Annotated in this window: 11 protein-coding genes; 4 read left to right on the plus strand and 7 right to left on the minus strand. The window is 71.1% G+C overall.

Translation table 11 applies throughout. The features are described from left to right. Positions 1–95: 95 nt before the first annotated feature. Positions 96–1,622 carry an ATP-dependent DNA ligase gene (locus E1284_RS32635; RefSeq protein WP_131944015.1) on the minus strand — a complete coding sequence of 509 codons (1,527 nt, stop codon included), beginning with the start codon at positions 1,620–1,622 and terminating at the stop codon, positions 96–98. Positions 1,623–1,714: 92 nt separating this feature from the next. Here E1284_RS32635 and E1284_RS32640 point away from each other — a divergent pair, with 92 nt between their 5' ends. Continuing rightward, positions 1,715–2,473: a hypothetical protein gene (locus E1284_RS32640; protein WP_165965512.1), complete on the plus strand. Its 759-nt coding sequence runs from the start codon at positions 1,715–1,717 to the stop codon at positions 2,471–2,473. A 336-nt stretch (positions 2,474–2,809) separates the two neighbouring features. Here the strand turns inward: E1284_RS32640 and E1284_RS32645 are convergent, their stop codons facing one another. Genes E1284_RS32645 through E1284_RS32655 form a run of 3 tightly spaced genes read right to left on the minus strand, consistent with a single transcriptional unit; the run spans position 2,810 to position 5,859 of the window. Then, positions 2,810–3,781, minus strand: a complete 972-nt coding sequence (locus E1284_RS32645; RefSeq protein ID WP_131944017.1) for an AurF N-oxygenase family protein — start codon at positions 3,779–3,781, stop codon at positions 2,810–2,812. 47 nt (positions 3,782–3,828) lie between these two features. Continuing rightward, positions 3,829–4,692, minus strand: a complete 864-nt coding sequence (locus tag E1284_RS32650) for an SDR family NAD(P)-dependent oxidoreductase (RefSeq protein WP_131944018.1) — start codon at positions 4,690–4,692, stop codon at positions 3,829–3,831. Positions 4,693–4,752: 60 nt separating this feature from the next. Continuing rightward, on the minus strand, positions 4,753–5,859 hold the full coding sequence (locus E1284_RS32655) for a ferritin-like domain-containing protein (protein ID WP_131944019.1): 1,107 nt from the start codon (positions 5,857–5,859) through the stop codon (positions 4,753–4,755). Between the two features lie 107 nt (positions 5,860–5,966). Here E1284_RS32655 and E1284_RS32660 point away from each other — a divergent pair, with 107 nt between their 5' ends. Next, positions 5,967–6,650, plus strand: a complete 684-nt coding sequence (locus tag E1284_RS32660; RefSeq protein ID WP_243714885.1) for a TetR/AcrR family transcriptional regulator — start codon at positions 5,967–5,969, stop codon at positions 6,648–6,650. On the opposite strand, the gene E1284_RS32665 is transcribed toward E1284_RS32660, so the two are convergent. Beyond that, entirely contained in the window at positions 6,598–7,257 is a 660-nt protein-coding gene (locus E1284_RS32665) for a TetR/AcrR family transcriptional regulator (protein ID WP_243714886.1), read from the minus strand. The genes E1284_RS32660 and E1284_RS32665 overlap by 53 nt on opposite strands. Positions 7,258–7,340: 83 nt before the next feature. On the opposite strand from E1284_RS32665, the gene E1284_RS32670 reads away from it, so the two are divergent. Together E1284_RS32670 and E1284_RS32675 are read left to right on the plus strand one after the other, a co-directional pair. Next, positions 7,341–8,804: a flavin-containing monooxygenase gene (locus E1284_RS32670; RefSeq protein ID WP_131944020.1), complete on the plus strand. Its 1,464-nt coding sequence runs from the start codon at positions 7,341–7,343 to the stop codon at positions 8,802–8,804. An 83-nt stretch (positions 8,805–8,887) separates the two neighbouring features. Beyond that, on the plus strand, positions 8,888–9,268 hold the full coding sequence (locus E1284_RS32675) for a nitroreductase family deazaflavin-dependent oxidoreductase (protein ID WP_131944021.1): 381 nt from the start codon (positions 8,888–8,890) through the stop codon (positions 9,266–9,268). 6 nt (positions 9,269–9,274) lie between these two features. On the opposite strand, the gene E1284_RS32680 is transcribed toward E1284_RS32675, so the two are convergent. Together E1284_RS32680 and E1284_RS32685 are read right to left on the minus strand one after the other, a co-directional pair. Continuing rightward, entirely contained in the window at positions 9,275–9,928 is a 654-nt protein-coding gene (locus E1284_RS32680; protein ID WP_131944022.1) for a TetR/AcrR family transcriptional regulator, read from the minus strand. 117 nt (positions 9,929–10,045) lie between these two features. Continuing rightward, positions 10,046–11,245 carry a PucR-like N-terminal domain-containing protein gene (locus E1284_RS32685; protein WP_131944023.1) on the minus strand — a complete coding sequence of 400 codons (1,200 nt, stop codon included), beginning with the start codon at positions 11,243–11,245 and terminating at the stop codon, positions 10,046–10,048. Positions 11,246–11,544: the final 299 nt, after the last annotated feature.

Consider the following 11,544-nt stretch of genomic DNA (forward strand, 5'->3'; position numbering starts at 1 on the left):
CCGGGCGCCTCTCACCCCCGAACCCCGCCGAACCGGCTCCCCTCGGCGAAAAGCCCCAGGCCACGACCGAAGACCCTCCGTAGGGAGGCGTCGTTCTAGTCCATGACGGGGGCGACGGCGCGGACGGTGTCGATCGTGTCGGCTTCACTCGCGGACTTGTCGGGGCGGTAGCGGAGCACGCGGGCGAACCGCAGGGCGATGCCGCCGGGGTAGCGGGGGCTGTGCTGGACGCCGTCGAACGCGATCTCCACGACGAGTTCGGGCCGGACGTGGACCGTCCAGTCGTCCTCGCGGACTGACAGCGCTCGGAGCCTCTCGGTCTGCCAGGCGAGCAGTTCGTCGGTGAGGCCCTTGAACGTCTTGCCGAGCATCACGAACCCGCCCGTCTCGGGATCGCGCGCGCCGAGGTGCAGGTTGGACAGCAGCCCGCGCCGCCGCCCGTGCCCCCACTCCACGGCGAGCACGACGAGGTCGAGCGTGTGCCGCGGCTTCACCTTGATCCACCCCGCGCCGCGCCGCCCGGCCGTGTAGGGCGTGTCGAGCGACTTGATCACGACGCCTTCATGCCCCCGCGCGACGGCCTCGTCGAACACCTCCTTGGCGTGCACGGGATCGCCCGTGACCACCCGGGGCATGCACAGCTCCTCCGGCACGACCCGCGCCAGCGCCGCGTTCCGCTCCGCCCCCGGCGCATCGAGCAGATCGGCACCGTCCAGGTACAGGACGTCGAACAGGAAGACGCTCAGCGGCACCGGTTCGGTGTTCTTCGCCGTGCGCGTCGCGGTGCGGGCGGCGGTCACCTGGAAGGGGTGGGGACGGCCGTCCGGACGCAGGGCGATGAGTTCGCCGTCGAAGACGGCCTCGCCGACGGGCAGCCGCCGGACGGCCTCCACCACCTCCGGGAGGCGGGAGGTGATCTCGTCGAGGGTGCGGGTGAAGACGCGCACCTCATCGCCCGAGACGTGCACCTGGGCGCGGATGCCGTCGAGCTTCCACTCGACGGCGGCCTCCGCCTTGAGCTTGGCGAACGCGTCGTCCGTGGACGGCGCCGACGCGGCCAGCATCGGCTTGATCGGGCGGCCGACCTCCAGGGTGAAGGCGCGCAGGCCGGCGACGCCGTCGGCGAGGGCCGCCGTGGCGACCGGCCCCAGCGAGCCGCGGAGCATGAACGCCCGGCGCACCTCGGCGGGCTTCACCTCGGCGGCGGCGGCGATCGCCTCGGCCATCACGCCGTCCAGCGCGCCCTGGCGCAGTTCGCCCGCCAGGAGCCTGATGAGGAAGTCCTGCTCGGGACGGGTGGCGCGGGCCATGACACCGGCGACGAGCTCGCGGCGGCGGGCCACCGAGCCGGGCCCGGACACGGCGCCGATCTCGGTGAACGCCGCGTCGACCTCCGGGACGGTCAGGGACGGCCCGGCCGCGGGCGGCGGGACGTCCCGCAGCGCGGCGTACCCCACCCCGATCTGGCGTTGCGGCAGCTCACCCGACAGGTAGGCGACCACGGTGGCGGCCTCGTCGGCGTCGGCGCGGCGCAGGCACTCCGCGAGCGCGCTTACCTTGGCCTTCCGGCCCGAGGTGCCCGCCACCGCCCCCGACGTCCGCGCGATGTCAGCGATCAGCACCCTCCCAGTGTGACCCCGGGGTCTGACAATCGGCACCGTCAGGGGGCCTGGTCAGGGGCGGCGCGCCTGACTACGTTGACGGGAGGCGGGTCATGACGCGATGGGGGAGTGAGGAGCGGGACGTGGGGCTGCAGCGTCCGGTCGAACCGTTCCACCGGCCGTACGCCGGGCCGGAGCCGCCGTCTCCGGGACGCCGGCCGAGGCGGCTGGTCGCGCTGGCCGTGGCGGCGGCCGCGTTCGCCGCGGCCGCGGTCGCGGTGTTCCTGGTGGCGCCGGGCAGGGGCGGGGGCGCCGACCGGGCCTCCGTGGAGCCCCGGCACACCGCGCCGAGGGCGTCCGAGCCCGCGCAGCGGATCGTCACGGCGCTGCCGCCGCCGTGCGGGACGGTGTCGGAGGGCACCGTGGCGAAGGCGGTCCCGAAGGCGACGAAGCGGCAGAGCGCGAACTCGACGCTCATCACGTGCACGTACTCCTCGACGGGGTCGGCGTTCCGCTGGCTGCGGGTGGAGGCGCGGCTGTACGCGCCCGCCTACACCGCGACGCCGGTGCGGGACGCCGAGAGCTACTACGACGCGCAGTGGGCGCAGGCGCACGACGCGCCGCTCGTCCGGACGATCGCGCTGGAGCGCGCGGGCGGCGTCGGGGACGAGGCGTACCGCTGGTTCAAGGCGGACGAGGGGCAGCCGACCGTGGTCGGGCAGGTCACGGCCCGGGTCCGCAACGCGGTCTTCACGGTCAGCTACAGCGAGCAGGCGCCGGCGAGGGCGCGGGGGGCGGAGCGGGAGCGGGCGATCCTCGCCACGGCGACCGCCGCCGCGCGCGAAGTCCTCAGCGCGCTAAATGATTTCTGACCTCATTCGGCCGATCATGGCATATTTGCTGTCAGCACCTTCTAAGGTGATTCGGTCAAGGGGAGGCGGTATGCCGATCGTGCCCCCGCGCCAGGCAATCGATCGGCGTACTGGCAACGCCTGGGAGGAGGAGGCGACGTCGTGACCGTGCAATCGGTTGGAGTGTCCTGGGTGAGATAGTCCCAGGCAGGCGCACATGTACCCCCGACGGGCCGCGGAGTGGACCCCCGCTCCGCGGCCCTTTGCGTGCCGTCGACCGGACCAATGCGCGCATTACCGAACTGCTTTCTAAAAAGCCTTTCGACATCGAGATAAACGGCCGACGACTAGAACCTGTTATGACTCCAGTAGACCCGAGCGGATCCACACGTCACGGGCCCGCCCGTCCAGGAAGCCGACCTCGTCGAAGAACGCGGTGCACTTGCGGAACGCCCACGCCATCGTCGCCCGCCGGTGCGGGCTGCGCGCCGCGACCCGCCGCGCGAGCTTCGGGTCGAGCCCCACCGCCGTGTAGCAGGACGGGTGGATCACCTGCGTCGCCATCAGCCGCGTCGCCTGCGCCATGCCGTAGGCCGCCGCCCGCCGCTGCAACGCCGGGGCGGTCGCGACGAGCCGCTTCAGCTCCTCGCGCGCGTACTTGATGTGCCGCGCCTCCTCGATCACGTGGATCCGGGTGACCTGCCGGATCATCGGCTGCACGCCCTCGTCCGGGAACGTCAGCCGCTGGAACGCGTCGGTGAACTCCTCGACGACGAGCGTGCCCGCGAACATCGGCATCGGGTCGTAGACGGCCCCGAACAGCTTCGCGAAGTGGTACTCCAGCGCGCGCGGCCGGTGCGTGCGCAGCCCGCACGTCCGCACCATCCGGCCGAACATCTTCGAGTGCCGGCACTCGTCGGCGATCTCGGTCAGCGCGTACGCCACGTGGTCGCTGTCGTAGCGGTGCCGGTAGGCGTGCATGACCAGCGACTGCATGAGCAGCATCTCCGACCAGATGCCGAACGAGGCGATGCTGCACATCTCCCGCTTGGTCAGCTCGACCCGCTGCCGGTGCGTCAGCGCGTCCCACAGCGGCGTCTCGTAGACCGACACGAGCTGCGGCGGCATGTAGAACGCGTCCGGGTCCTGCGGCGCGTCCCAGTCGACGTCCACGTCCGGGTCGAACGAGTGCCTGCGGGACGTCCGCAGCAGCCGCTCGGCCACCACCTCCCGATGCGTCAGCTCCAGCGTGTGGTCGCCGTCCCTGCACCTGATCCGCGCCGTCCAGGTACGCGGACGGCCGTCGCCGAGCAGCACATCGGGGGGCATCGATCCTTCACCTCGGAGAGTGTCGGGGGCCGCGCCCGGCGCGGGCGTCAGCCCTGGGGGGCGGGGATTCTGGCCAGGAGGCGGACGGTGGCGGGGGACACGCGGGACAGCGCGCGCAGCAGGTGGCCCTCGAAGTTGACCGGGACCACGGCCTTGTTCTTGATGATGGCGTCGACGACCCGCTCGGCGACCTTCTCCGGCGGGTAGTTGCGGAGCTGGATGGCCTTCTGGCCGCGCTGCTTCAGCTTCTCCGGGGACCCGGTGCCCCCGTCGGCGAAACTGCCGTTCCTGACCAGGTCGGTGCTGACGAAACCGGGGCAGACGGCGGTGACGCCGATGCGGGAGCCGGCCAGTTCGGCGCGCAGGCACTCGCTCAGCATCAGGACGGCGGCCTTCGTCGTGCAGTACGCGGGCATCACCCGCCACGGCGCGAACGCCGACGCGGAGGAGATGTTGACGATGTGGCCGCCGAAGTTCGGCTTGTCGGGCTTGTTGGGGAGGGCCTGGACGCGGTCGCGCATCTGCTTGCCGAACAGGCGCGAGCCGTGGATGACGCCCCACAGGTTCACGTCGACGACCCGGTGCCAGTCGTCCAGCCCGGTGTCGAGGAAGGAGCCGGCGACCGCGATCCCGGCGTTGTTGACGACGATGTCGGGGACGCGGTGCGCCTCCTTCACCTCGGCGGCGAACGCCTCCATCGCGGCGGCGTCGGACACGTCCACCCGGTACGCGGTGCCGCCGGTGCCGATCGACTTGGCGCGGGCGACGGTGCGCTCGGCGGCGGGCAGGTCGATGTCGGCCGCGATGACGCTCGCCCCGCTCTCGGCCAGCGCGAGCGTGATGGCGCGGCCGATCCCGCTGCCGGCTCCGGTGACGACGGCGAGCGCTCCATCGAAATGCGCGAGTGGCATCCAGACCTCCGAGGTGTGCGGACCGAGTGATCGAGGACCGAGTGATCCAAACGTACTCAGTCAGCCCCCGGCGGCGTCGGCGATGACCGCGTCCACCTCGGCCTTGCGGGCGGCCTCCTCGGCGGCGAACCGCTCGGTGTCGAGCTTCTCGGCGATCTCCTCGTCCTGGTTCATGAGCGCCTCAAGGTCGGCCTTGGACATGTCGAGGACGCCCATGTCGTCGTAGACCTGCTGGATCCGCTCGCTCCACAGCCCGATGTCCTTCACGCACGGGACGATCCGGCTGAACAGCAGGCTCTGGAACATCCGCATGTACGGGGAGTTCTCGACCATCTCGTCGACCTCCTTCGGGTCGATGCCGAAGTTGGTCCAGATCTCCCGGCCGCGGATGCGGTCGCGCATCAGGTAGCAGCCCTCGATGACGAAGTCCTCGCGCTCGCGGAGCTCGGCCGGCGACAGCTGCTTGTAGTAGTCGCGCAGCGCGAGGCGGCCGAACGCGACGTGCCGGGCCTCGTCCTGCATGACGTAGGCGAGGATCTGCTTCGGCAGCGGCTTGGTCGTGATGTCGCGGATGACGCCGAACGCGGCGAGCGCGAGGCCCTCGATGAGCACCTGCATGCCGAGGTAGGGCATGTCCCAGCGGGAGTCGGTGAGGGTCTCGTCCAGCAGGTCCTGCAGCTTGGTGTTGATCGGGTAGACCATCCCGACCTTCTCGTGCAGGAACCGGGTGAACAGCTCGACGTGCCGCGCCTCGTCCATCGTCTGGGTGGCGGAGTAGAACTTGGAGTCGAGGTCGGGCACCGACTCCACGATCCGCGCGGCGGTGACCATGGCGCCCTGCTCGCCGTGCATGAACTGGGAGAACTGCCAGGACGTGGAGTGCCGCCGCAGTTCGCCGCGCTCCTTGTCCGACAGCATGTCCCAGTACTTCGTCCCGTAGATGGCGAGGGACTGGTCGGGGACGCCGAGGACGTCGTGCGGGTCGACCTCGAGGTTCCAGTCGATGCGCTTGACGGAGTCCCACTGCTTGTCCTTGCCCTTCTGGTACAGGGCGAGGAGCCGGTCGCGGCCGTCGTCGTACTCCCAGGTGAACCGGGTGTCGCCGGCCATCGGCACGGTCCACTGGTCGGACGGGACGGGGTCGGTGTAGAGGTCGTGGGTCGACATGGGCACTCCTCCCCGAAGCGCGAACGTACGCTGTACGTCTCACGTACGATGTACGTACGGTGTCATGGGACACTTACCGGTGTCAACGACGCAGAGAGGAGCGACGGGTGGCCTCCGACACACCGCGTCCGGCCGACACCCCGCGTCCGGCGCTGACCCGGGACCGCATCGTGCAGGCCGCGGTCGCGCTGATCGAGCGGGAGAGCGCCGAGGCGCTGTCGATGCGCCGCGTCGCGGCCGAGCTGGACGTCGCCGTGATGTCGCTCTACAACCACGTCCCGAACAAGACCGCGCTGCTGGAGGGCGTCGCCGACCGGGTCGTCGCGGGCCTGGAGCTGGACGACGACCCCGCCCAGTCGTGGCAGGAGGGCGCGCGCGCCCTCGTCCGCGCGTTCCGCAAGGTCGCGCACGACTACCCGCGCTGCATGACGATCGTCCTCACCCACAAGGTCGATACCGCCGCGGGCCTGCGGCCGATGGAGCGGGCGCTCGCGCTGGCGGACGCCGCCGGGTTCGACGCGGCGACGGCCGTCCGCATCATGCGCGCGCTGCTCGCCTACGCGATCGGCGCCCAGATGCGCGAGGCCGGCATGGAGCAGATGCTCGGGCACCTGGAGGAGACCGGCGTCGAGTCGTGGAACCACCTCGACCCGGGCGAGTTCCGGCACGTCATCGCCTACGGCCCCGAGCTGGCCGCGCACGACCCCGAGAGCGACTTCGAGTTCGGCCTCGACCTGCTCATCTCAGCTCTGGAGGCGCTTCCTCGCCGATCGGCGGCGGAGCCGGACTGAGGTAGGGGCTGAGGCCGCGCCGGCAGAAGTCGGTCATGTGCCGGGCCGCGTCCTCGGCCGACACGTCCGGACGGCTGGTCAGCCACAGCGCCATCCGCTCGCTCGCCCCCATGATGATCTGCGTGTACGCCTCGATCGCGGCGGCGGGCGCGGACGGCGCGAACGTCGCCAGCACCCCCGCGATCAGCGCGCTCTGCTGCCGCCGGGTCGCCTCGACGGCCTCGGCGGTCTCCGGGGACGCGGCCGTCGGCTCGCGCAGCAGCATCGAGAACGAGTCGCCGTGGGAGTCGATGAAGGAGAAGTAGGCGACCATGCCGCGCCAGAGGATGTCGTCGGGGTCGGTGGCGCCCGCCATGGCCTTCTGCGTCACGTCGAGCAGTTCCGCCTTGGACCGGCTCACGCACGCCACGAGCAGGCCGTCCTTGGAGCCGAAGTATTCGTAGAGCATCGGCTTGGAGACCCCGCAGCGCTCGGCGATCTCGTCCATCGAGGTGGCCTGGTAGCCGCGCTCGCCGAACACCGCCTCCGCCACGTCCAGCATCTGCTGCTCGCGCGCCGCCCGGGACATCCGCTTGCGGCGTGGAGGGTGCGGTGTGGCGGCACTCACAGGGGAAACCTCTCTGTTGGACCTACCGTCAGTAACCTACTCCAGGTAACTTACCCCAAGTAGGTTACGCGAGAGGATGGGTTATGAGCGAGCGTGCCCCGGCGATCGTCATCATCGGTTCCGGCTTCGCCGGCCTCGGCATGGCGATCAGGCTCAAGCAGAACGGCTTCCACGACTTCGTCGTGCTGGAGAAGAGCGAGGCGCTCGGCGGGACGTGGCACGACAACACCTATCCCGGGTGCGCCTGCGACGTCCCCTCGCACATGTACTCGTTCTCGTTCGAGCTGAACCCCGGCTGGACGCGGATGTTCGCGCCGCAGCCGGAAATCCGCGCCTACATGGAGCGGACGGCCGACAAGTACCGGGTGCGCGAGCACATCCGCTTCGGCGCGCGGGTCGAGTCCATGGAGTACGACGACGACGCCAGGCGCTGGAACGTGGCGCTCGCGGACGGCAGCGTCCTCACCCCGAAGGCCATCGTGTCCGGCATCGGCGCCCTGCACGTCCCGTCCTTCCCGGACCTGCCGGGCATGGAGCGGTTCCAGGGCACCGCGTTCCACTCCGCCGAGTGGGACCACTCCTACGACCTCGCGGGCAAGCGCGTCGCCGTCATCGGGACGGGCGCGTCCGCGATCCAGTTCGTCCCGCAGGTCGCCAAGCAGGCCGCCGACCTCGTCGTCTTCCAGCGGACGGCGCCGTGGATCCAGCCGAAGCCCGACCTGCCGATCCCGGCCCCGGTGCGCACGGCGTTCGCGCGGGTGCCGGGCGCCGCCCGCGCGTTCCGCAACGGCATCTACTGGGCGCTGGAGGCCCGCGCCGTCGGCTTCACCATCGACCCGCGGCTGTCGACCCCGCAGGAGAAGATCGCCCGCCGGCACATCCACAAGCAGATCGCCGACCCCGGGCTGCGCGCGAAGGTGACGCCCGACTACACGATCGGCTGCAAGCGGATCCTGCTGTCCAACGACTACTATCCGGCGCTGACCCGCCCGAACGTGCACCTGGAGACGTCCGCGGTCGCCGAGGTCCGGGAGAACTCGATCGTCACGGCCGACGGCCGCGAGTACGAGGTCGACTGCATCATCTACGGCACCGGCTTCAAGGTGACCGACGCCCTCAACGAGCTGCGCGTCACCGGCCGCGGCGGCACCAAGCTCCAGGAGATCTGGGCGGACGGCATCGAGGCGCACCACGGCACCACCGTCCCCGGCATGCCGAACTTCTTCATGCTGCTCGGCCCGAACACCGGCCTCGGCCACACCTCCGTCGTCTTCATGATCGAGGTGCAGATCCGGCACGTGCTGAGCTGCCTGCGCCTCCTGCAGGACGCGGGCGCCGACGCGATCGAGCCGAAGCCGGAGGCGTCGCGCCGCTTCAACGACCGCATGCAGAGGCGGCTGCGCCGCGCCGTGTGGAACGAGGGCGGCTGCAGCAGCTGGTACCTGGACGACCAGGGCGTCAACCGCACCCTGTGGCCGGGCCACACCTTCGAGTTCTGGGCCGGCTCCCGCAAGGCCGACCCGGCCGAGTACATCATCACCCACTGAGCACGTCCGGGCCTGAAGGTAGACCCGGCAACGTCCGGGGGCGCCGCGCGCGCGGCGCCCCCGGACGTGTTAGTCATGAGGGCATGCCGAAGCCGCTGATGCCGAGCTGGCTCCCCAGCTTCAACAAGGTGGTCACCAACCGGATCCAGGGCGTGTACGCGCCCTACCTGCCGCCGCTCGCCGTGATCGTCCACCGTGGCCGCAGGACGGGCCGCGAGTACCGGACGCCGGTCACCGCGTTCCGCAGCGGCGGGCGGCTCATCGTCGGGCTCCCGTACGGGCGCGACACCGACTGGGTCCGCAACCTGCTCGCCGAGGGGCGCGGCGGCGTGGAGCGGCTCGGCCGCCTCCACCGCATCGCCGGTCCGCACGTGCTGACCGGCGCCGAGACCGGCGGCCTGCCCGCGCCGGTGCGCTGGGCGGCCCGCTACATGGACGTCCTCGTCGCCGAGATCGAGGACTGACGCGCTCTACTTCTGCTTGTCGGGCGCGAACATGGGGCGGAAGCCCGCGACGAGCTGCCGGATCACGGGCCGCTGCTCGGCCGGGCCGCGGCCGCGCAGGTCGTGGATCGGGTCGAGCCCGTCGTAGTACGGGGCGAGCGCCAGGAACGGCAGCAGGGTCATCAGCCAGGTGGCGAGGACGGCGAGGTCGGCGTCCTCGCGGATGGCGCCCTCCGCCTTCCACAGCTCAAGCGTCGGGTGGATGACCTGCAGGTAGTGCTGGTTCGCGGTGTCGCGCACCACCGACCGGACGCCGTTGTCGAGCTCGAAGTTCGTCGCCGCGGTGACGCCGCGCTCCAGCGGGTGGTCGGCCATGTACTCGGTCCAGTCGCAAAGGACGTCGAACAGCCACTCGTCGAAGGACTGGTCGAAGTCGATGCGCTCGATCCGGCGCTCCATCTCCTCGCGGACGCGGCGGGACGCCTCGTCGACCACGAACGCGAAGAACTCCAGCTTGTCGCTGAAGTACTGGAACAGCGAGCCCTTGGCGATCCCGGCCTCGCGCGCGATCGTGTTCAGGCTGCCCGTCGAGTACCCGTGCTCCCCGAACTCGCGCATCGCGACCTCGAGCACGCGTTCGCGCTTGGCGACGTTGAGGCGGAACCAGGTCGACGTCGGCATGGACTCCTTCGACTTCCCGTAAGGAACCGGTAACCAGAACGTCAGGATAACGGTCCATGCCGTCGCGCGTGACCTGAACCCCACCGGTCCCCTCGTGGAAGGTGCGCCCCGCCGGGGTCAGGCCTTCCGGCGGCCGAGCCGGCGGCGGCGGTACAGGCTCGCGGCGCGCAGGGTCGCATCGAGGGAGAACCGGGTGTCGGCGTCCTCCAGGCTGTCGCCGAGGTAGCCCTCCAGCTGGCGGAGCCGGTACCGGACGGTCTGCGGGTGGATCTTGAGCCGCTCGCCGATGTCGACCGCGGTCGCGCGGGTGGTGACGGACTCGGCGAGCGTCTCCACCAGGCGCTTGCGCTGGCCGTCGGAGACGTCCCGCAGCGGCTCCAGGTGCCGCCGGGTGAGCTCCTCGATCAGCGGTGGGTCCGACAGCAGCCACATGGTCATCAGGTGGTCCTGGCAGGGGATGAGCGAGCCGTCCGGGATGATGCCCTCCTCGGCGAGGCCGAGGACGCTGCGCGCCCAGCGCAGCGAGTGGGTGGCCCGTTCCAGCGGCAGCGTGAGGCCGAGCACGCAGCCGGCGTCGGACAGGGCGGCGCGCAGCATGGTCCGCCGGTCCGCGGTGAGCGGCCCCGGGACGAGCACGCACGGCTCCGCCGAGTCGAAGTCGGCGAGGACGTCGGCGTCCAGCGCCGAACGCGTGCACGGCGCGTCGGCCGCGATGGCGATGAGGGTGGCCTCGGCGGGCAGCGGCCACCAGCCGGCGGACTTGGCGAGGTCCTCGATCGCCTCGGGGACGACGGCGGGCCGCTGCAGGATCAGGTGCAGCAGCCGGCGCCGCTCCTCGCGGCGCCGCACGTCGGCGTGCCCGGTGGCCTGCTGGTAGCCGAGCCGCGCCTGGGCGACGGCCTCCTCCAGGTAGACGAGCATGGCGTCGACGGCGGTGGCCACGACGGAGGTGGGGACGTGCTCGCGCTCGGCGAGGACGGCCGTCCGGCGCCAGGCGACGTGGAAGGCGATCCGGGCCGCGGCCTGCAGGTGGTCGAGGCTGCGGCCCTCTAAGGCCTCGAAGCGGCCGAGGGTCCGGCAGGTCTCGTCGCGCTGCGCAATGCAGGAGGCCGGGTCGGTGACCCAGTCCAGGAAGGTCGGCAGCAGGATGTCGGTGCAGAGCTGGAGGGTCTGGTCGTAGGTCGGGTCGGGCCGGTCGTACTCCGGGATGTTGCGTTTGATCTCGGTGACGACCTCGTGCGTGACGTCGCCCAGTTCCGCGCGCAGCAGGTCGAGGAAATCCTGGAAGCCGGTCTGACTCGTTTCGTGTCCGGACAATTCCAAAGCCTGCACCATGTGAAACCAAACCTCCGCATCAGGCCGGCCGGATGCCCGGGCGCCGCTGCCGGGGACGGTAGCGCCGGATGGGTTGCGCCGGGCGGGAAGCAACATCCGGGGCGGGATCGGGGACACCGCGAACATAAGTTCGCCAGTCCCGGCTGGCAAGGGCTTCCCGTTCGATCGGACGAGAGACCGCGCGGTTTTGCGCGCGATGTGACAAGAACGCCGTTCGGTTGCTGGACGGGTGACAAACCCCGTGCCCGTCGGGGCTCCGGGCCCCCGGGCCGCCCCCGGCG

Source organism: Actinomadura bangladeshensis, assembly GCF_004348335.1.
GTDB classification, from domain to species: Bacteria; Actinomycetota; Actinomycetes; order Streptosporangiales; family Streptosporangiaceae; genus Spirillospora; species Spirillospora bangladeshensis.

Coding starts and splice junctions, on each gene's coding strand:
- E1284_RS32640 (WP_165965512.1), top strand. CDS start 1,715: ATGACGCGATGGGGGAGTGAGGAGCGGGACGTGGGGCTGCAGCGTCCG.
- E1284_RS32645 (WP_131944017.1), bottom strand. CDS start 3,781: ATGCCCCCCGATGTGCTGCTCGGCGACGGCCGTCCGCGTACCTGGACG.
- E1284_RS32650 (WP_131944018.1), bottom strand. CDS start 4,692: ATGCCACTCGCGCATTTCGATGGAGCGCTCGCCGTCGTCACCGGAGCC.
- E1284_RS32655 (WP_131944019.1), bottom strand. CDS start 5,859: ATGTCGACCCACGACCTCTACACCGACCCCGTCCCGTCCGACCAGTGG.
- E1284_RS32670 (WP_131944020.1), top strand. CDS start 7,341: ATGAGCGAGCGTGCCCCGGCGATCGTCATCATCGGTTCCGGCTTCGCC.
- E1284_RS32675 (WP_131944021.1), top strand. CDS start 8,888: ATGCCGAAGCCGCTGATGCCGAGCTGGCTCCCCAGCTTCAACAAGGTG.
- E1284_RS32680 (WP_131944022.1), bottom strand. CDS start 9,928: ATGCCGACGTCGACCTGGTTCCGCCTCAACGTCGCCAAGCGCGAACGC.